Here is a 19,121-nt window from a genome sequence, read left to right as displayed (position 1 = left end):
TGATTTTCAGTAAAAATAAAAAAAAATCCTGTAAAAAAAATGTTTACAGGATTTGTATGTCTGAAGTCTGAGCAATATTACAGAGTTTTAAACTGCTCGAGCGTTCTGATGTCGTTTTCAAAGAACATCCTGATGTCGCTCATCTGGTAAAGCAGCATCACGATTCTTTCAATTCCCATTCCGAATGCATAGCCGGAATATTTCTCAGGATCGATATTTACATTTTTAAGTACGGCAGGGTCCACCATTCCGCAGCCCATAATTTCCAGCCAGCCGGTTCCTTTGGTGATCCTGTAATCCGTTTCGGAATTCAGGCCCCAATAGACGTCGATTTCCGCACTAGGTTCCGTAAAAGGGAAATAGGAAGGACGCAACCTGATTTTCGATTTCCCGAAAAGTTCGGTGGTAAAGAACTGGATAGTCTGCTTCAGATCGGCAAAGCTCACATTTTCATCGATGTATAAACCTTCGATCTGATGAAAGATACAGTGCGAACGTGAAGACACCGCTTCATTACGGAATACCCTTCCCGGGGATAAAATCCTGATCGGGGGCTGATGCTCTTCCATGTACCGGATCTGTACCGAGGAAGTATGGGTTCTTAATAAAATATCCGGGTCCTGCTCGATGAAAAAGGTATCCTGCATGTCTCTGGCCGGATGGTATTCCGGAAGGTTCAGTGCTGTAAAATTGTGCCAGTCGTCTTCAATTTCCGGTCCGTCTGCCACGGCAAAACCAATGGATTTAAAGATCTCGATGATTCTGTTTTTCACCAGGTTGATCGGGTGTCTGGAACCCAGTTCCAGAGGAAAGGCCGGTCTTGTAAGGTCTTCTTTTTCCAGGATGACAGAAGATGCTGAAGCATTTTTCAAATCCTCCAATTTTACGTTAACAGCCTGCTTCAAAGTATTGATCTTCTGTCCGAAATCCTTTTTCCGGTCATTAGGAACTTCTTTTAATGCTTCGTAAAAATCATTCAAGATACCTTTTTTACCGTTGTATCTGATCCGGAAGTTTTCGATCTCCTCCTTTGATGTCGCATGGAAGCTATTTACCTCAACCAGTAAATCTTCTATCTTTTCTATCATTGTTTTACCCTTTCAAAATGTTTTGCAAAAATACGGTTTTTCAGCCGAATAAGTTTCTTAAAAATGTTAAAAAAATCTGCCTCTTTACGGGAGGCAGACTTCAATCACTTATTTCACTTAAATAAAAAAATTATTTCTTTTCCAAAGCTTTTACGTTGATCTGAAGCGTTACCTCATCTTTGATTACGCCATTGGCAGCAGGTGCCTTAAAGGTGATGCCGAATTCTTCCCTCATCACATCCTTCGGCTCGGTAGCGATACTGGCCACTCCGTTTTTCACGGAAACATTGGCCCTGAACTGAACCGGCTTGGTAATTCCCTTGATCGTCAGGTTTCCGTCCAGAAGGGTATTGTAATCGCCTTCAGAAGAAGAGGCCACTTTGGTAATTTCAAAGGAAGCCGTCGGGAACTTTTCCACATCAAAGAAATCTTTGCTTTTCAGGTGCCCGTTCAGCTTGTTTAAATTTCCGGGATCGCCTTTCAGGTCTTCGGAAGTGAGGGAAGCCATATCGGCAACAAATTTCCCGCTTTCCAGTTTTCCGTCTTTTACAGTAACGTCGCCGCTTTCAAACTTAATGGTTCCGAAGTGGCTGGTGCTTTCCGATTTCAAAATTTTATAACCTTTCCACTCTACCCTGCTGTTCAGGGTATCCACTACATACTGAGCTCCCTCTTTAGCTGTTGCCACTTCATTGCTCTCGCTGGTAAGCGGTTTTTCCTTTTTACAGGAAACCACTGCAGCCAGGGCAAAAAATGCGGGAATGACTAACGAAAACAGCTTTTTCTTCATGATTTATAAATTTTTATTACTTCCGCTAAAATAATAAAAAAAATTGTTCTTTCCTAGAAACATTTCAAATCCTTACTTTTGTAATATGCTATTAGAAATAAACCATTTAAACTTCTCCTATTCCAAAGAAAAATCGCTGTTTCAGGATCTGAGCCTTACGCTGGAGGCAGGGAAAATCATTGCACTGGCCGGAGAGAGCGGATGCGGGAAATCCACCCTGCTGAGCCTGATCTACGGACTGCTGGACTGGGAAAGCGGAGAGATCATTTTCGACGGGGAAAAGCTGATGGGGCCTAAAGGAAACCTGGTTCCGGGGGAAGAGCGCATGAAATTCGTAGCCCAGAACTTCGACCTGATGCCCTATGCTACCGTAGCTGAAAATGTGGGAAAGTTTATTTCCAATATTAATTTAAAGAAAAAGAAGGAAACCGTAGCGGAACTTCTTGAAGTCGTTGGCCTGGAAGATTTTGCCGATGTCCTGCCGAAATACCTGAGCGGCGGCCAGCAGCAGCGGGTGGCCATTGCAAGGGCCCTTTCCGTGCTTCCGAAGCTCCTGATTCTTGATGAGCCTTTCAGCAACCTGGATTTTCCGCGAAAAGCCGAGCTCCGGGAAAAGTTATTCCGGTACGTAAGACAGAACAACCTCTCCCTGCTTATTTCCACCCATGAGCTTCAGGACATTATCCCGTGGCTGGACCGGATTATTGTATTGGAGAAAGGGAAACTGATCCAGGACGGCAGCCCTGCAGATACCTACAAAAAGCCCAACAATGCGTATGTTGCGAAACTTTTCGGAGAAGTGAATATTTTCAGCGAAACGGAAAGGGCGGAATTCCGGTTGCCCAGGCTTTCCTATTATCCTCATGAGATCCGCATTGCAGCAACCGGCCCGGAAGCCGAAGTCCTGGAAAGCCGGTTTGCAGGAAGCCATTACCGGACCAAAATAAAAATGCGGAATAAAGAACTGGTGATCTACACGGATCATCAAGAGGAAGGGATAATCGGTATTTCATTCGACTGACAGAGATTTCTTTTTTTGAAGATGCCTGAAAGGAACGGCTGCCTCTAGCCCCGATTGCCGTGGAAATCCTTTTTTGAAAAAAAAGATTGCAACAGAAAGCGGGAAAAAGCTCCTGAAAAAACTGACTAACCCTCACGTTTCTATTAATTTACCGGCAAAAAAAATACAAATATAAGAACGGTTTGAAAAAACTTTTCTTACATTTGTATATATACACCGTATAAGGAAATTTTTGGTTAATGCTCTTTCTGCCTCCTGAGACAAATATCAGCGATCCTGCGATAGCGTCTTCTGAAAGATTACCCTGTCCAATTCTTTCCTTTTTTTATGCCTTTTTCACAAATTCGGATTTCAGGGCCATGGCTCCGAAACCGTCAATCTTACAGTCGATGTTATGATCGCTGTCCGGCCGTAAACGGATATTTTTCACTTTTGTTCCGGCTTTTACAGGCTTCGGTGCGCCCTTTACCGGAAGATCCTTTACCACCACCACAGAATCCCCGTCCTGAAGCTCATTTCCGTTCGAATCCAGGATTTTACCTGAAGCGGATGTTTCAGCAGATGTTTCTTCCGGGTTCCATTCGTAGAAACACTGGGAACACACCATCATATTATCGCTCGGGTACGTAAACTCGGAGCTGCATTTCGGACAAAGTATTGTATCACTCATATTCTTTTTTTTTGCAAAGGTAGAGTTTTAAAGTTTCCGGTTAAAACTTTATGGTATGAGATATTTCGCTTACCGGGCTATTGTTTTGTCCGTGATTTATGCTAAGGAAAAGTTTTTGTATCCGGACCGTAGAATTTCAAACGCCCTTTACCCAAGGCAAAAATCCGGTTCTGAAAATGTCAACTTAAATTCGTATTTTTGCAGATTCAAAATAGCAGAACCCAATTTTATGGAATTGATACACCGAAACCTGGCCATCGGAATCCACGATGCATTGCAGGAAACGTTTTTCGAGAAAAATAAATATGCCGATAAAGTAATCGAAAGGCTGCTGAAGGCAAACAGAAAATGGGGAAGCCAGGACCGAGCGGTTGTTTCCGAGATTTTCTACAACATCATCCGCTGGAAGAAACGCCTGGAATATTACATGGGAGAAGGCGTAAAGCCGAACAATATTTATAAATTAATCATCGCTTACCTGCTCTGGAGTAAGACCAACTATAAAAAATTTGAGGAATTTGACGGTATTAAAATCGCCGATATCCTCACCAAGCTTAAAAAAGGCACCGTTCCGACCAAAGCCATCGAATACTCTATTCCGGAGTGGCTGGCGGAAACCCTGGAAAAAGAACTGGGTCCGAAGTGGGAAAAGGAAATGAAGGCCCTGAACGAGCAGGCACCGACCGTTTTAAGAGCAAATTCTTTACGAACGACTCCGAGAGAGCTGATTTCCGATCTTTCCGATGAAAATATTGTTTCCCATCCCGTTAAAAATTACCCTGACGCCGTGCAGCTGGAAGAAAAGAAGAACGTTTTCCTTACCACAGCGTTCAAAGAAGGCCTGTTTGAAGTTCAGGATGCCTCTTCACAGAAAATCGCTTATTTCCTGGATGTAAAGGAAGGCCAGCGGGTGGTGGACGCATGTGCCGGAGCGGGCGGAAAAACCCTTCACCTGGCAGCCCTGATGGGAAATAAAGGACAGATTATCGCCCTGGACATTTTCGAATGGAAACTGGCGGAACTGAAACGCCGCGCCAAAAGAGCCGGAGCCCATAACATCGAAACCCGTATGATCACCGATAACAAAGTCATCAAAAGGCTTCATGACAAGGCAGACCGCCTGCTGATCGATGCGCCGTGTTCCGGATTGGGCGTTTTAAAGAGAAACCCAGACAGCAAGTGGAAGATCGACCAGGATTTTATTGACCGGATTAAAGGGGAACAGCAGCAGATTATCCAGGATTATTCCAAAATGCTTAAAGTAGGAGGAAAAATGGTCTATGCCACCTGTTCTATCTTACCTTCTGAAAATAATGGCCAGGTAGAAGATTTCATTAAAAACAACCCGAATTTCAGAATGATCAAAGATGAAAAAGTGATGCCTAGCGAAGGCTACGACGGTTTCTATATGGCTTTGATTGAGAGAGTTTCTTAAAAAGAAATACATATCATATACCAAATGAACTACTCTGCTTTGCGGAGTAGTTTTTTTTTGAATAACCATAAATAAATCTGATCCCGCAAAATAATGATTCCGGTTTATTTGTTTAAAATCTATCTTTGTAAAAATGAATTTTTCATATGCATCAAAGAATTTTACTGAGTATTTTCACCTTTTTATGTTTTTTTTCTTCTGCACAGACTTATGAAGTGCAGTACATCAGCTCTTCCAACGGGAAAGTTTCTGCCGACCAGTCTCCTACGCTGGTATTCGCCAATGCAAAAGAAAACCTGATCCTGAACCAGAAAATCAAAGAAAAAAAAGCCGACTTTCCTTATGAAATCACAAAAATAGAAAAGCCATCCAACACTGTTTTTGCCTATGCCTTTCTGAAAACCGGTGAAGTTGTGTCAGCCTCCGACAAAGAATCAATCGGGAAACAGACTTTTGAATTCACTGGTGAAACCAGGAAAATCCTTGGGTATCATTGTAAAAAAGCCGTTACAAAAATCAACTCCAACACCATCGAAGTCTGGTATACCAACGATCTGAAGATCCAGGGCGGACCTTCCACCATAGGGCAGAACCTGGGATTCGTGCTGGAAATTGAAAGGAATAAAACATCTGCCATTACCGCCACTGTACTGAAAAAGGTAAAGGATAACGGCATTGATGATCTCATTAAAGGCCAGGTTACGGCAACAGATCAGCTGGGCTACCGGGATCTGTTGTGGAAAAGCAGATTTACTACTTTAAAAGTCTTTGACAATGAAACCATCAACTTTTCCGATCAGTCGAAATCGGATGAACAGGTTAAGAGATTTGCGAACGGAACCATTCTTCTGAAGAAAATTAAGTTTCCGAAAATTACGGAAGGCGAAACTATTTTCGTGGAACTGAAGCAGCAGTCGAACGGAGATGCTTATGACCGGACAGGAACGGTATTCTTCATTCCTCAGGACAGATCACAGTCGTTCCTTAACGGCCTTGAAAACGGGGTAAAAACCCTTCCCCTTTATGAAAACGGAAACGGGAAACAATATTACGGGATCATGACTACTGAAAACTATTATCCCCCTGTTGAAATGATGCGCTTTTTTACCGCTTTCGGGATCAATAAATTCAACAATCTCCAACTGAAAGATAAAACCTGGCAGACTGTCAGTCCGTACAGGGAAGACATTACCGACCTGAAACCTTCTTTAAGCGAAAAAGAGGTCTGGATCGGGGCCTTCATAGGGAATTATGACAAGGGCGGCCATCAAGTAAGCCTTGAAATCACCATTCACAAAAGCGATCAGAATATTTACAGAAACAACGCGGTTATCCCTTTATTCAACACCCTGAATATTATGGAAATGGCCGGACAGGAATATTCGACCATGTTTGATAAAGACCAGGGCCTTCTGGTAGAGTTCACTTTAAAGAAAGATCTTAAGAATGCTCAGCTGAAATATACGGCTACAGGCCATGGCGGCTGGGAAAACGGTGATGAGTTCATCCCGAAAACCAATTCCATATTCCTGGACGGAAAAATGGCTTTTTCATTCGTCCCGTGGAGAACGGACTGCGGATCGTACCGCCTGTACAACCCCGCTTCGGGAAATTTCCCGGACGGGCTTTCTTCTTCCGACCTTAGCAGGTCCAACTGGTGCCCGGGCACGGTAACCAATCCCAACTTCATTCCGCTGGGTGATCTGAAAGCAGGAAAACACAGCATCCAGGTAAAAATTCCGCAGGGTCCAAGAGAAGGATCAAGTTTCAGTGCCTGGAATATTTCCGGTACCTTGTTGGGTACAGAATAAAAAAAAACCTTCTCGCAAACTGAATTACAAGAAGGTAAAAACACAAATGATGAAAAAAAATTATTTCGAGTCACAAAGTAAGCAGGAAAATTTATCAAATAAATTATCATAGATTAAGAAATATATCATAATTATTTCGTATGTAATGAATACCTACTACTGTCAAGTGAAAAAATTTAACTTTAATCCTGTTTTACGCTTTATATAATTAATTTTTTACTTAAAAATAAACAAATTAATTAAAATTTTAAATCAAATAAAATTTTTTGTTGTTTTTTTTAAACCACACCAATACATTTGTTTTAAATTAAATGATAAAATAATGTGTGGAATAGTATGTTTGTTTGATGCCAAACAAAAAACCGAACTCCTGAGACCCCAGGTTCTCGAAATGTCTAAAAAAATACGTCACCGCGGCCCGGACTGGAGCGGCGTATTCCAGAACGATAAAGTGGTTTTCTCCCATGAAAGGCTGGCCATTGTAGATCCGACTTCCGGAAAACAGCCTCTGTTTACCAAAGACGGAAAAGTCGTACTGGCGGTAAACGGTGAAATCTATAACCATAGGGAATTGAAAGAAGAATTTTCCGACTATGAATTCCTGACCCAATCGGATTGTGAAGTGATTTTAGCGCTTTACGGGAAATACGGAAAAGATTTTATTGAAAAGCTGAACGGCATTTTTGCCTTTTCTTTATACGATACGGAAAATGATGTTTATCTGATCGCCCGTGATCATATGGGCATCTGCCCGCTCTATCACGGCTGGGATAAAAACGGAAACTATTATGTGGCTTCCGAACTGAAGGCACTGGAAGGAGTCTGCAAAACCATTGAAACCTTTTTACCGGGACATCTGGTATACAGCAAAGACGGCAACGACCTTCAGCAGTGGTATAAAAGAGACTGGGAAAAATTTGATGCCGTAAAAGACAACCCAACCGATATCGATACTTTGCGGAAAGGACTGGAAGATGCCGTCCACCGCCAGCTGATGAGCGATGTGCCCTACGGGGTTCTGCTTTCCGGCGGACTGGATTCCTCCGTGATTTCGGCCATCACCGCAAAATTTGCCCGACAGAGGATTGAAAGCGGTGATACCCAGGAAGCCTGGTACCCGAGATTGCACAGTTTTGCCGTGGGGCTGGCCGGATCTCCGGATCTTATTGCCGCACAGAAAGCAGCAGATCATATCGGCTCGGTACACCATGAAGTTAATTTTACCGTTCAGGAAGGCCTGGATGCGGTAAGGGACGTAATTTATCATCTGGAGACTTATGATGTGACCACCGTAAGGGCTTCTACACCCATGTATCTTCTGGCAAGGGTTATTAAATCCATGGGAATTAAAATGGTACTGTCGGGAGAAGGTTCCGATGAGCTGTTCGGCGGATACCTCTATTTCCATAAAGCACCGAATCCCAGAGAATTCCATGATGAAACGGTAAGAAAACTCGGAAAATTACACTTGTATGATTGCCTGAGAGCCAACAAAGCCTTAATGAGCTGGGGAATCGAAGGGCGGGTCCCGTTCCTTGACAAAGAATTTATGGATATTGCCATGACCCTGAATCCAAAAGATAAAATGGTGAACGCCGCCGAAGGAAAAATTGAAAAATGGGTATTGAGGAAAGCCTTTGAAGACCTTCTCCCTGAATCGATTGCCTGGAGACAGAAGGAGCAGTTTTCCGATGGAGTCGGCTATTCCTGGATCGACACTCTGAAAGCGGTTGCCGAAAAAGAAGTGAGTGATGAAATGATGGCCAGCGCCCGGTTCCGGTTTCCGGTGAATACCCCTCAGAACAAAGAAGAATACCGCTACCGCACGATCTTTGAGGAACATTTCCCGAGTGAAACGGCTGCCGCAACCGTGCCTTCGGTACCTTCCGTAGCCTGCTCTACTCCGATCGCCCTGGAATGGGATGAAGCCTTTAAAAACATGAACGATCCGAGCGGAAGAGCGGTAAAGGTACATGAAACGTCTTACGGCGAATCATAGAGGTGAATGGTGAATTTTGCTCTGCAAGTGAATAGTGAATTTTTTTAAATAAACTTAAATTCACAAGCACAGCGGGTTGACCCGAAGGAATTGACTATTCACAGTTCATGAATGGTGAATTTTATGGATGAAGTTTAATCAGAGCAGAACAGGCAAAACCTTAATCGCAATTCCACTCCTCCGGAGGGGTGGCGAAAATTCTGAAAGAATTTTTGACGGGGTGGTTTCCCACAGTTGAAAAGTAAACCGCCGATGAAGAATAATAAAATTGGTCATCACCTTAAAGGAATAACAATTGATAAGAAATGAATGATGAATTTTTCAGATAAAAGACCTTTTGCCCTGTTATAATTAGCCATTTATTGATCATCAGTTCGGTCTTCTCCGGAAGACAGAATTTTAAAATTTATTAATCCTGTAGCGATACAGGATTTTTTTTTGAATTAACGGTAACAATATTGTCAGAATTTAACCGTTAATCAAAAATATTATCTAATAAATAATTATATTTGGAAAACGAAAATATCAATTATAAAAAATGAGAAGAAACATTACTATCTTATTTGCCTTATTAGCCATGACTTTTGCTTTCGGACAGGGAAAATACGGGAAATATCTTAGCTCCAAGAAGCTGGCCATGACGTATAAAAGCGTGAAAGATGGCGATAAAGACGACTTTTACCAACAATATTACTGGCTGGTAAAAGCAGAGCAGCTGAAAACGTATCCTCACCTGAAAGATATAAAGCCGAAGGTTTTATATGAATTCGTAAAAAAAGTTAACCCTCAGAATCCTTCGAAAAAGCTGGATGCCAGAGGAAAAGAGCTGAGAGCGACGGCAGAATTGTCTTTAAACCAGTATTTCAAGAATAAAAACCTGGACAACAATTCAGTTCTGATGTACAATCTTGAAACCTATGTAGACCCTTCCAAAGGACAGTATTACACAAAAGTTGATGCTGAAAAGATCAAGGAACTGGTACCGAAAGAGCTGTATGCCTTTAACTCCAACAACAGAAATACAGGCGAGGATAAAACCTATTATCTGTGGATCAATAAAGAAAAAGACGATTTCAATATCGTAGACATTATTCCGGAAGAGAAGGAAAACAAAGCGTTTTACGCCAGAGTGAAGCAGTATCTTCCAAGCTATAAATTCTCTAAATACGTTCCGTCCGTGAAAAAAGGAACGAAGACGGACAGAACCGATGCCGATTATTACTACATCATGCCGTTTGAACAGAATACGGATAACATCGAATACAAAACCAAGGATTTCAAAACCTTCGAATTAAGCCAGTACAGAAAAGCCGGTGACGAATGGAAAGGAGTTGAAAAGCCTAGAAAATAAAAACCGGAGGGTCCTGCGAATTTCGCGGGACTTTTTTATTTAATATGAGTTCGACCGTATTTAAATCCTATTCAGCGGATTATTTAATTCAACAATAAAAATGAGGCTGATTCAGTCAGGATTTTAAATAGAATTTCTTTTGACAGAACAAATAAATGATTCATGCTTCTGATAGGATTTTATCCTATCCTGTATTAAACCGTCCCTTCGGGACTACAAATATAAATTCGACCTTGGCTGAAAAATAAAACTAACAATATTTATTGAGGATTAAATAAAAGCTCTTCCGATAGAATAATAAAATATTCAGTCTGATCATCAGGACCTCTGACCCTATTTTCGACAATAGAAACTTCCGGCGTCCAGCTTCCTTTATCCCGCCTTTTAATCCGGCTTCTTCTTTGGGTAACTTTATTCAGTTTACATTAAACCATACCCTGAATTATATCTGGATCCGTATTTAAGGAACGGATATTGCTTTCATAAAACATTCTTTAATTTTTTTGAACCAATAAATCCGGAAAATCATTTCCGGTGAATTACTTATGTCAGAAGAACTACCGCAACCGGCCGTATCCATAAAAAAAATCCTTCCGTTGATTCTTGCAACCGCGATTTTCATGCAGATGCTGGATTCCACGATCCTCAACACTTCTCTTCCTTCCATCGCGAGGGACCTGCAGGAATCACCGCTCAATATGCAGAATGCCATCATCAGTTATGTGTTGACCCTTGCCGTTTTTATGCCCGCCAGCGGATTCCTGGCAGACCGATTCGGAACGAAAAAGATATTCATATTTTCCCTGATCCTTTTCAGCATCGGATCGCTGTTCTGTGCCTTATCCCAAAACCTTACGCATCTGGTCATTTCCCGTGTGGTACAGGGGGTCGGCGGCAGCCTGATGACGCCGGTCGGAAAGCTGGCCCTGATCAGGACATTTGATAAAAACGAACTTCTGAAAGCCATGAACTTTGCCATTGTTCCGGCGCTGATCGGTCCGGTACTGGGCCCTTTGGTAGGAGGCTATATGGTAGATTATCTTTCCTGGCACTGGATTTTTTTAATCAACATCCCGATCGGGATCCTTGGAATTACTTTAGGACTTAAATTTATGCCCGACTACAAATCCAAAGGTGTGGATTTCGATCTGAAAGGCTTTTTGATATTTGCTGCGGCTTCGCTCCTGCTTTCCATCGCTCTTGAGCTTTTCGGAAATATTCAGAATATCACGCCGGTTCTGGTAATTTTCATTCTCGGATTTCTCTGCCTGTATTATTATTACCGGCATGCCAAAAAGGACGAAAGCCCTATTTTTCCTCTGAATTTGTTTCAGGTCAGAACCTTCAGGGTCGGAATTGTAGGAAATCTCGCTACAAGGCTAGGGATCAGCTCCGTTCCGCTGTTATTGCCTTTAATGATCCAGATCGCCTACAAGCAATCTGCTGTAACTTCCGGCTGGATCATCGCACCGATGGCCCTTACAGCAATTTTCGGAAAATCTTATGTGATTAAGATATTAGATAAATTCGGATACCGCCAAACGCTGATGACGAATACGTTTATCATCGGGACTTTAATCTGTCTTCTGGCCATCCCAGACATCAACACCTCACTATACTGGTTTGTGCCGGTTATCGCTATTCTCGGATTTTTCAACTCGATCCAGTTTACTTCCATGAATACCATTTCCATTGCCGATCTGCGGAATTTCCAGACCAGCAGCGGAAATTCCCTTTTATCCGTTAATCAGCAGTTGGCTGTCGGATTTGGGATCGCCTTCGGACTTATTGTTTTAAAGATTTTTGAAAATACCGACCTCATCCACGGCGAAATCCACAATGCATTCCGCTGGACTTTTCTTACCGTCGGCATCCTCACTATTATTTCCGGTTTTGTTTTCCGAAGGCTTCACCTTTCGGATGGTAAAAATATGCAGTCGAAGGAAGATTGAAAGTGAATGGTGAACAGGTCAATGGTTGATTTTACTTTGCGCATGAATAGCGATTGTCAATTTTATCGTGAGTATAAGTGTTTGAAAATACCAGGGCGCAAAATATTTTGAAGCTTATGTGGAAAAAGAAGCAAAGATTTTATCGTTGATAAAATGGTGTGCCGCTGATTAATTTCGAGAACAGAATTTGTACTGATAATTCAACTGCATTAAAATTTGACGGCGTCAAATTCTTTGTGTCTTTAAACGCTGTTTTTTCTGTATTGTTTGCGTCTTTGTGTATTTCAACAACCGCAGGAAGCATCAATTAAAATTCACAAGCCTGGCGCATTCAACCACAGGAATTCACTATTGACAATTGTGGATTTACAATTTCAGACCTACGCCGTAAAGCTCATAGGTTTTGGAAACCTATGAGCTTTGAGTGCCATTTGAAACTTATTACCACAGATCAATGCAACCTTACCGCATATACCATAATTTTGCTCACAGAATAAGGAAATAGTAAACGGATGGAATTTTTTACAGATAAACAGGTCAGTCCGATTATTCTTTTTCCTATTTTTATCATTGAGCTTAAAAAAAGAAAGCTCAGAAAAGATTAAAATTAAAAACCACAGCATATGTCAAACATCGGATTGATCATTGAAGAAAAATCGGCGGATATCGGAAATTTTTTAGTGGGAAGATTACTGCCCTTCCGTGAGAAAAGAGCGGTCGGCCCTTTTGTTTTTATCGACCACATGGGTCCGGCAGATTTGAAGGATTACCAGAACCTGGATGTCCCGCCGCATCCGCATATCGGGCTTTCGACCCTTACTTACCTTTTGGAAGGATCTATTTTCCACCGCGACAGCCTTGGAAGTGCAATTGAGATCCGGCCGGGAGCGGTAAACTGGATGACTGCCGGAAAAGGCGTAGTCCATTCCGAAAGAACCCCGGAGTACCTGAGACATTCGGATAAACGGCTTCACGGATTCCAGATCTGGGTAGGCCTGCCGAAGTACCTGGAACAGTCGGAGCCAGGTTTCCATCATACAGAAGCGGCCGATCTACCGGTTTGGGAAGAAAACGGGATCCAATATAAACTGATTGCCGGAGAAGCTTTCGGAAGAAAATCGCCGGTTCCCGTACACAGCAAATTATTTTTTATCGAAATCAAAACCAAAGAAGCTCAAAAGATCAGCATCGGAAAAGATCTCTATGGGGAGGCCGCAATGTACGTACTGGACGGAACTGTTTCCACCGACGGAAATTCTTACGGCTCCAAGCAGCTTCTGATTGCCAAAAATACCCAGCTCTGCGAATTCGAGATGAGCGAAAATGGTACAGTTTACCTGTTCGGCGGTGAGCCCTTCGATGAAGAGCGCTTTATCTTCTGGAATTTTGTGAATTCCGATAAAGAACTGATCGAGCAGGCAAAAGTAAACTGGAGCGACCAGAACCACGAAGCATTCCCACTGGTTCCCGGTGATGAGGAAGACTATGTACCGCTTCCAAAAGCAATTTTAAACAGAAAACTATAGGTTTAATCCATGAAAATAGTAGCATTTGCAGGAAGTACCTCTTCCACCTCCATCAATAAAGAGCTTGTGAAATTTGCCCTGAAAGATTTTAAGGATGATGAAATCAACCTGATCGACCTGAACGATTTCGATATGCCCGTATTTTCCGTCGACCGTGAAAAGAAAGGTTTTCCGGATGAAGCCCATTACTTTTTGAAGGTAATGGAAGACTGTGACGTGATCATCTGCTCGCTGGCCGAACACAACCGGTCGTACAGTGCTGCATTCAAAAACGTTTTCGACTGGGCTTCGAGAATCAACGTTAAAGTGTTCCAGAACAAACCGATGTTCCTGATGTCTACTTCTCCCGGCGGATACGGTGGCGGCAATGTGATGAATACAGCAAAAACCTTTTTTCCGAATTTCGGAGCCGATATTAAAGATACCTTTTCTCTCCCGAAATTTTATGAAAATTTTGATCTTGAAAGCGGTATCATCAACCCTGAGATGCTCAAAGAACTTAAAGACAAAATTGAAAATTTTAAACATCAGATCAAAAACTGACCGTTAAATTTTTCAGAACAATTATTATAAATACAGGACTATGGCAGTGACCGTAAAAGCAAGTTTAGGCAAAGAAAAGTATTACACCGAAGTAATTGCCGGGGAAAATACCCTGATCACCGATGAGCCGGCAGATAAAGGCGGCGGCAACAAAGGTTTTAATCCTTTTGAAATTCTGGCAACGTCACTCGCAAGCTGCACGGCAGCTACCCTACGGATGTACATCGACCGGAAAGAGTGGGAAGTGGAAAAAATCAATGTGGAAGTAGAACTGGAGAACTTTCCGCTGACCAAAAGAGCCATCTTTAAAAGAAATATCAGCTTTGAAGGCACGCATCTTGATGAAGAACAGAGGAAAAGGCTGCACGCGATTGCCGATGCCTGCCCGGTTCATAAAATGTTGACCAACGATATCGAAATATTAACCCAATTTTCATAACATGATTGAAGTAAAACACACCAACGACGAGAAACGCGGAAGTTTTGAAGCCTTTATGGACGGAACCCACGCCGGTTTAATGACTTATACCTGGGCCGGAGAAGACCGGTTTATCATCGACCACACGGAAGTGGACGACGCTTACAACGGAAAAGGCGTAGGAAAAGAAATGCTGCATGCCGCAGTGGATTTTGCGAGAAAAAACGGCAAATCGATCATTCCGCTCTGCCCTTTTGCCAAGGCTACTTTCCAGAAGGAAGAAGCAATCCAGGATGTATTGGTGAACAAGGTGTAGGCTGAGAATAAGGTTGAGGTAAAGACTTAGCGTGCGAAGATTACAAAGCTGAACCGCTTTGTTACCTTTACCTTTACCTTTACCTTTACCTTTACCAGCCTTTCAGTACCGGAAGGTTTTTTCTTTTCAGGCAGAAGAGAAAAAAACTATATTTGCTAAAATTTAAATTAAAGCATGAATCCCGGAACTACTCTCCTGCTGTTTGTTTTTATCTATTTTATCGGGTTGTTGGTTATTTCCTATTTTACGAGCCGAAATTCTGATAACCAGTCGTTTTTTATCGGTAACAAAAAAAGTAAATGGTGGCTGGTGGCTTTCGGGATGATCGGGACCAGCCTGAGCGGGGTGACTTTTATTTCCGTTCCCGGGACCGTAGGTAAAATGACGGGAAGCGAATACATCTACGGCGGCTTCGAATATTATATGATGGTGATCGGTTTCTTCATCGGCTATTTCATTGTTGCAGCGATCCTTTTACCGCTCTATTACAAGATGAACCTCACCTCGATTTATACCTATCTGGGAAAACGGTTCAATGTGGAAGCGCATAAAATCGGTTCTATCTTTTTTATTATTTCCAGGGCGATCGGAGCAACGGCAAGATTGTATCTGGTAGTGAATGTGCTTCAGATCTTTTTACTGGAAGGCCTGGGTGTACCGTTTTGGGTAACGGCACTGGTTCTTCTGCTGATGGTTCTTTTATATACGTTTGAAGGCGGTGTAAAGACGATTGTGATTACCGATACCCTACAGACTTCTTTCATGATCATCAGCCTGGTGGCCTGCATCGTTTATATTTTATCGAATTTAAATCTGTCTGCAGGTGAAGCCTACTCGATTTTAGAACAGAAAAATTATACGCATTTTATTAATTTCGATCCGAATTCCAAAACCTTTTTCCTGAAAACCATTATCGGGGGAATTTTCATTACCATTGCCATGACGGGCCTGGACCAGGAAATGATGCAGAAAAACATCTCGGTGGACAATCTGAAAAACTCGAAAAAGAATATGCTTACGTTTGCAGGAACCCTGCTTTTCGTTAATCTGGCCTTTCTTTTCCTGGGCGGGCTCCTCTACCTTTTTGCTTTGCGGCACGGGGCTGAATACGGACAGATCAACGGGGAAACGGTAACCAACCTTTTCGGGTTTAAAGATGCCGGCGGTAACATTAAAAATATCATGGGCGACGACCTCTTTCCGGCTCTATCCCTTCAGGGGCATTTCCCGATGATCATTTCGGTGATCTTCATTATCGGTCTGATTTCAGCCTTGTTCCCTTCTGCAGACGGTGCACTGACCGCAGTTACCAGTTCGTACTGTGTCGATCTTCTCAACCTCAACGAAGACCGGAACAAAACCGAAAAGGAGAAAAAACGGCTCCGGATGAAAGTTCATTTAACATTTACCATTATTTTCTTTATTCTAATCATGATTTTTAAAGCACTGAACGACAAATCCATCGTTTACCTTATCATGGAAATTGCAGGTTATACTTATGGGCCGCTTCTCGGGCTTTTCGCTTTCGGGATCTTCACCAAATTCCGGATCTCGAAAAAATATTCCATCCTGGCCGTGACGATCCTGGCTCCGGTGGCTACCTATCTCATCAATTACCTGATCACGGCATACACCGATTACAGGATCGGTGTGGAACTGATTGTCCTGAACGGGCTGCTTACCTTTACCGGGCTGTGGCTGGTGCGGCAGAAATCATATCTGAAAATGGTTTAATATCATCAATTCCATGATTACATATCATCTGAACCTGATAAAACTCTAAATAAATTATCGTAAAAACTAAAGCCCGGACCTGAAATCCGGGCTTTTACATTTCTTTAAGCCGGTAAAATATCGTAAATTCGCTTACATATAAATCTTACACAATGAGTAAAAGTATCGAAGAGTTAAAATCTCTTACTACGCAAATCAGAAGAGACATTTTAAGAATGGTTCATGCGGTGAATTCCGGCCACCCGGGAGGAAGTTTAGGCTGTACTGAATTTTTTACGGCCCTTTACGGAAAAGTAATGAACTATCAGCTTCCGTTCACGATGGAAGGTAAAGACCAGGACCATTTCTATCTTTCGAACGGACATATCTCTCCGGTATTCTATTCTACGTTGGCCCGGTTCGGATTTTTTCCGGTAGAGGAACTGAAGACCTTCAGAAAGCTGGATTCCAGACTTCAGGGTCACCCGACTACCCATGAAGGGCTGCCGGGCATCAGAGTGGCTTCCGGATCCTTAGGACAAGGGCTTTCGGTAGCACTGGGCGTTGCACAGGCAAAGAAACTGGATGGGGAAAACTCTTTGGTCTATACTTTACAGGGAGACGGGGAACTGCAGGAAGGCCAGAACTGGGAAGCTTTTATGTATGCTGCCGGTAAAAAGGTTGATAATATTATTTCTACGATTGATTATAACGGCCAGCAGATCGACGGAAGTACGGATCAGGTACTGAATCTCGGCGATCTTCACGCCAAGCTTGAAGCTTTCGGGTGGACGGTTCTCGAAGAGAAAAACGGGAACGATCTGGAGGCGGTGATTGCCATTCTTGAGAAAGCAAAAACGGAAACCGGAAAAGAAAAACCGGTAGCAATCATTCTTCACACGCAGATGGGTAACGGAGTGGATTTCATGATGGGATCCCACGCATGGCATGGAAAAGCACCTAGCGATGAACAGCTGGAGACCGCTATCAAGCAACTGTACCTGGAAGCTCCGTGCGATTATTAATAATCAATCATTAATAGTCAGTTTTTTTAATCAATAATTTAGAACAAAATGAAATTTACATATACAGAAAAAAAGGATACGCGTTCGGGATTCGGTGCCGGACTGGCAGAACTTGCGGATAAAAACCCTAATGTAGTTGCCTTGTGTGCAGACCTTATCGGGTCGTTGAAGATGGAGAAATTCATAGAGAAAGCGCCGGAAAGATTCTTCCAGGTGGGTATCGCGGAAGCCAATATGATGGGCCTTGCTGCCGGAATGAGCATTACGGGAAAAATTCCTTTTACGGGAACTTTCGCCAACTTCTCCACTTCCAGGGTATACGACCAGATCCGTCAGTCGATTGCCTACTCTAATAAGAATGTGAAAATCTGTGCATCCCATGCAGGTCTTACGTTAGGAGAAGACGGGGCTACCCATCAGGTTCTTGAAGACATCGGAATGATGAAAATGCTTCCGGGAATGACGGTCATCAACCCTTGCGATTACAACCAGACGAAGGCTGCTACGTTAGCGATTGCAGATTATGAAGGTCCGGTATACCTGAGATTCGGAAGACCGGTGGTTCCGGTTTTTATTCCTGAAGATATGCCTTTCGAGATCGGAAAAGGAATTATGCTCCAGGAAGGAACGGATGTAACAATTGTTGCTACCGGCCACCTGGTCTGGGAATCCCTGATCGCGGCGGACGAGCTTGAAAAAGAGGGTATTTCATGTGAAGTGATCAACATCCACACCATCAAGCCTCTTGACGAAGAAATCATCCTGAAATCGGTTGAAAAAACCGGTAAGATCGTAACGGCTGAAGAACACAACTACCTTGGAGGTCTGGGCGAATCCATTGCCGGAATGCTTGCCAGAAAAAGACCAACCCGCCAGGAATTCGTAGCGGTGAACGATACCTTCGGGGAATCTGCCACGCCTGCCGAGCTGATGAAGAAGTACAAGATCGATTCTGCTGCGGTAAAAGAAGCGGTGAAGAGAATTTTAGACAAGTAATTTCTTTTTTTAATATAAATGAAAAGCATCCTTCTCCGGATGCTTTCTTTTTATATGAGTTTTCTGTCCTCCTCTTTTATCGGCAAATCATTTATGCTGGCAAACCTCTTTTTCATCAGGCCATTTTCGTCAAATTCCCAGTTTTCGTTTCCATAAGCTCGAAACCAGTTCCCCTCCTTATTCTGATATTCATATTCAAAACGGACAGCGATACGGTTGTCTGTATGGGCCCAGTACTCTTTTTTCAGTTTATAGTTCAGCTCCCTTTCCCATTTCTTTGAAAGGAATTTCACGATTTCTTCCCTGCCGTTGACGAACTGATCTCTGTTTCTCCATTCGCTGTCGGTCGTATAGGCTTTAGAAATCCTTTCAGGATCCCGGCTGTTCCAGGCATCTTCTGCCAATTGGATTTTTTCCAGGGCTGTTTCGAATGTAAAAGGCGGAAGCGGATGTTTTTGTTCCATAAT

Annotated in this window: 17 protein-coding genes; 13 read left to right on the top strand and 4 right to left on the bottom strand. The window is 42.8% G+C overall.

Annotation, left to right across the window (positions count from 1 at the left end; translation table 11 throughout):
- Nucleotides 1-77: 77 nt before the first annotated feature.
- Nucleotides 78-1,088: a phenylalanine--tRNA ligase subunit alpha gene (locus CHA01nite_RS11745; protein ID WP_146941630.1), complete on the bottom strand. Its 1,011-nt coding sequence runs from the start codon at nucleotides 1,086-1,088 to the stop codon at nucleotides 78-80.
- A 130-nt stretch (nucleotides 1,089-1,218) separates the two neighbouring features.
- A complete protein-coding gene (locus tag CHA01nite_RS11740) occupies nucleotides 1,219-1,878 on the bottom strand; it encodes a YceI family protein (protein WP_146941629.1) in 660 nt (219 codons plus the stop codon).
- 85 nt (nucleotides 1,879-1,963) lie between these two features.
- On the opposite strand from CHA01nite_RS11740, the gene CHA01nite_RS11735 reads away from it, so the two are divergent.
- Nucleotides 1,964-2,899 carry an ABC transporter ATP-binding protein gene (locus tag CHA01nite_RS11735; RefSeq protein WP_146941628.1) on the top strand — a complete coding sequence of 312 codons (936 nt, stop codon included), beginning with the start codon at nucleotides 1,964-1,966 and terminating at the stop codon, nucleotides 2,897-2,899.
- Between the two features lie 325 nt (nucleotides 2,900-3,224).
- Here the strand turns inward: CHA01nite_RS11735 and CHA01nite_RS11730 are convergent, their stop codons facing one another.
- Nucleotides 3,225-3,569: a zinc ribbon domain-containing protein YjdM gene (locus tag CHA01nite_RS11730; protein WP_146941627.1), complete on the bottom strand. Its 345-nt coding sequence runs from the start codon at nucleotides 3,567-3,569 to the stop codon at nucleotides 3,225-3,227.
- A gap of 229 nt (nucleotides 3,570-3,798) precedes the next feature.
- Between CHA01nite_RS11730 and CHA01nite_RS11725 the strand changes: the two genes are divergently transcribed.
- From CHA01nite_RS11725 to CHA01nite_RS11670, 12 genes are all read left to right on the top strand, one after another.
- Nucleotides 3,799-5,004, top strand: coding sequence for an RsmB/NOP family class I SAM-dependent RNA methyltransferase (locus CHA01nite_RS11725; protein WP_146941626.1), 1,206 nt, complete (start codon nucleotides 3,799-3,801; stop codon nucleotides 5,002-5,004).
- Between the two features lie 146 nt (nucleotides 5,005-5,150).
- A complete protein-coding gene (locus CHA01nite_RS11720; RefSeq protein WP_146941625.1) occupies nucleotides 5,151-6,815 on the top strand; it encodes a GLPGLI family protein in 1,665 nt (554 codons plus the stop codon).
- A 322-nt stretch (nucleotides 6,816-7,137) separates the two neighbouring features.
- Complete coding sequence (asnB, locus tag CHA01nite_RS11715; RefSeq protein ID WP_146941624.1) at nucleotides 7,138-8,814, top strand: asparagine synthase B; 1,677 nt, start codon at nucleotides 7,138-7,140, stop codon at nucleotides 8,812-8,814.
- Between the two features lie 538 nt (nucleotides 8,815-9,352).
- Nucleotides 9,353-10,165, top strand: a complete 813-nt coding sequence (locus tag CHA01nite_RS11710; RefSeq protein WP_146941623.1) for a hypothetical protein — start codon at nucleotides 9,353-9,355, stop codon at nucleotides 10,163-10,165.
- 545 nt (nucleotides 10,166-10,710) lie between these two features.
- Nucleotides 10,711-12,117 carry an MFS transporter gene (locus CHA01nite_RS11705; protein WP_146941622.1) on the top strand — a complete coding sequence of 469 codons (1,407 nt, stop codon included), beginning with the start codon at nucleotides 10,711-10,713 and terminating at the stop codon, nucleotides 12,115-12,117.
- Nucleotides 12,118-12,740: 623 nt separating this feature from the next.
- Entirely contained in the window at nucleotides 12,741-13,643 is a 903-nt protein-coding gene (locus CHA01nite_RS11700) for a pirin family protein (RefSeq protein ID WP_146941621.1), read from the top strand.
- A 9-nt stretch (nucleotides 13,644-13,652) separates the two neighbouring features.
- A complete protein-coding gene (locus CHA01nite_RS11695) occupies nucleotides 13,653-14,186 on the top strand; it encodes an NADPH-dependent FMN reductase (RefSeq protein WP_146941620.1) in 534 nt (177 codons plus the stop codon).
- 40 nt (nucleotides 14,187-14,226) lie between these two features.
- Complete coding sequence (locus tag CHA01nite_RS11690; RefSeq protein ID WP_146941619.1) at nucleotides 14,227-14,625, top strand: OsmC family protein; 399 nt, start codon at nucleotides 14,227-14,229, stop codon at nucleotides 14,623-14,625.
- A 1-nt stretch (nucleotide 14,626) separates the two neighbouring features.
- Entirely contained in the window at nucleotides 14,627-14,920 is a 294-nt protein-coding gene (locus tag CHA01nite_RS11685; protein WP_174771821.1) for a GNAT family N-acetyltransferase, read from the top strand.
- A gap of 174 nt (nucleotides 14,921-15,094) precedes the next feature.
- A complete protein-coding gene (locus tag CHA01nite_RS11680; protein WP_146941618.1) occupies nucleotides 15,095-16,654 on the top strand; it encodes a sodium:solute symporter in 1,560 nt (519 codons plus the stop codon).
- A gap of 152 nt (nucleotides 16,655-16,806) precedes the next feature.
- Complete coding sequence (locus CHA01nite_RS11675) at nucleotides 16,807-17,658, top strand: transketolase (protein WP_146941617.1); 852 nt, start codon at nucleotides 16,807-16,809, stop codon at nucleotides 17,656-17,658.
- A 48-nt stretch (nucleotides 17,659-17,706) separates the two neighbouring features.
- Nucleotides 17,707-18,654 carry a transketolase family protein gene (locus tag CHA01nite_RS11670; protein ID WP_146941616.1) on the top strand — a complete coding sequence of 316 codons (948 nt, stop codon included), beginning with the start codon at nucleotides 17,707-17,709 and terminating at the stop codon, nucleotides 18,652-18,654.
- 50 nt (nucleotides 18,655-18,704) lie between these two features.
- Here the strand turns inward: CHA01nite_RS11670 and CHA01nite_RS11665 are convergent, their stop codons facing one another.
- Entirely contained in the window at nucleotides 18,705-19,118 is a 414-nt protein-coding gene (locus tag CHA01nite_RS11665; protein WP_174771820.1) for a nuclear transport factor 2 family protein, read from the bottom strand.
- Between the last annotated feature and the right edge of the window lie 3 nt (nucleotides 19,119-19,121).

It is taken from the genome of Chryseobacterium hagamense (assembly GCF_007991455.1).
GTDB lineage: Bacteria > Bacteroidota > Bacteroidia > Flavobacteriales > Weeksellaceae > Chryseobacterium > Chryseobacterium hagamense.
The sequence above is the reverse complement of the archived record's forward strand: the minus strand, read 5'-3'. Positions and strand labels throughout refer to the sequence as shown.

Excerpts from the sequence above, each read along its gene's own strand:
- CHA01nite_RS11700 (WP_146941621.1), top strand. The coding sequence starts at position 12,741 with ATGTCAAACATCGGATTGATCATTGAAGAAAAATCGGCGGATATCGGA.
- CHA01nite_RS11720 (WP_146941625.1), top strand. The coding sequence starts at position 5,151 with ATGCATCAAAGAATTTTACTGAGTATTTTCACCTTTTTATGTTTTTTT.
- CHA01nite_RS11670 (WP_146941616.1), top strand. The coding sequence starts at position 17,707 with ATGAAATTTACATATACAGAAAAAAAGGATACGCGTTCGGGATTCGGT.
- asnB (WP_146941624.1), top strand. The coding sequence starts at position 7,138 with ATGTGTGGAATAGTATGTTTGTTTGATGCCAAACAAAAAACCGAACTC.
- CHA01nite_RS11695 (WP_146941620.1), top strand. The coding sequence starts at position 13,653 with ATGAAAATAGTAGCATTTGCAGGAAGTACCTCTTCCACCTCCATCAAT.
- CHA01nite_RS11675 (WP_146941617.1), top strand. The coding sequence starts at position 16,807 with ATGAGTAAAAGTATCGAAGAGTTAAAATCTCTTACTACGCAAATCAGA.
- CHA01nite_RS11725 (WP_146941626.1), top strand. The coding sequence starts at position 3,799 with ATGGAATTGATACACCGAAACCTGGCCATCGGAATCCACGATGCATTG.
- CHA01nite_RS11730 (WP_146941627.1), bottom strand. The coding sequence starts at position 3,569 with ATGAGTGATACAATACTTTGTCCGAAATGCAGCTCCGAGTTTACGTAC.
- CHA01nite_RS11740 (WP_146941629.1), bottom strand. The coding sequence starts at position 1,878 with ATGAAGAAAAAGCTGTTTTCGTTAGTCATTCCCGCATTTTTTGCCCTG.
- CHA01nite_RS11705 (WP_146941622.1), top strand. The coding sequence starts at position 10,711 with ATGTCAGAAGAACTACCGCAACCGGCCGTATCCATAAAAAAAATCCTT.
- CHA01nite_RS11665 (WP_174771820.1), bottom strand. The coding sequence starts at position 19,118 with ATGGAACAAAAACATCCGCTTCCGCCTTTTACATTCGAAACAGCCCTG.
- CHA01nite_RS11680 (WP_146941618.1), top strand. The coding sequence starts at position 15,095 with ATGAATCCCGGAACTACTCTCCTGCTGTTTGTTTTTATCTATTTTATC.
- CHA01nite_RS11690 (WP_146941619.1), top strand. The coding sequence starts at position 14,227 with ATGGCAGTGACCGTAAAAGCAAGTTTAGGCAAAGAAAAGTATTACACC.
- CHA01nite_RS11710 (WP_146941623.1), top strand. The coding sequence starts at position 9,353 with ATGAGAAGAAACATTACTATCTTATTTGCCTTATTAGCCATGACTTTT.
- CHA01nite_RS11735 (WP_146941628.1), top strand. The coding sequence starts at position 1,964 with ATGCTATTAGAAATAAACCATTTAAACTTCTCCTATTCCAAAGAAAAA.
- CHA01nite_RS11745 (WP_146941630.1), bottom strand. The coding sequence starts at position 1,088 with ATGATAGAAAAGATAGAAGATTTACTGGTTGAGGTAAATAGCTTCCAT.
- CHA01nite_RS11685 (WP_174771821.1), top strand. The coding sequence starts at position 14,627 with ATGATTGAAGTAAAACACACCAACGACGAGAAACGCGGAAGTTTTGAA.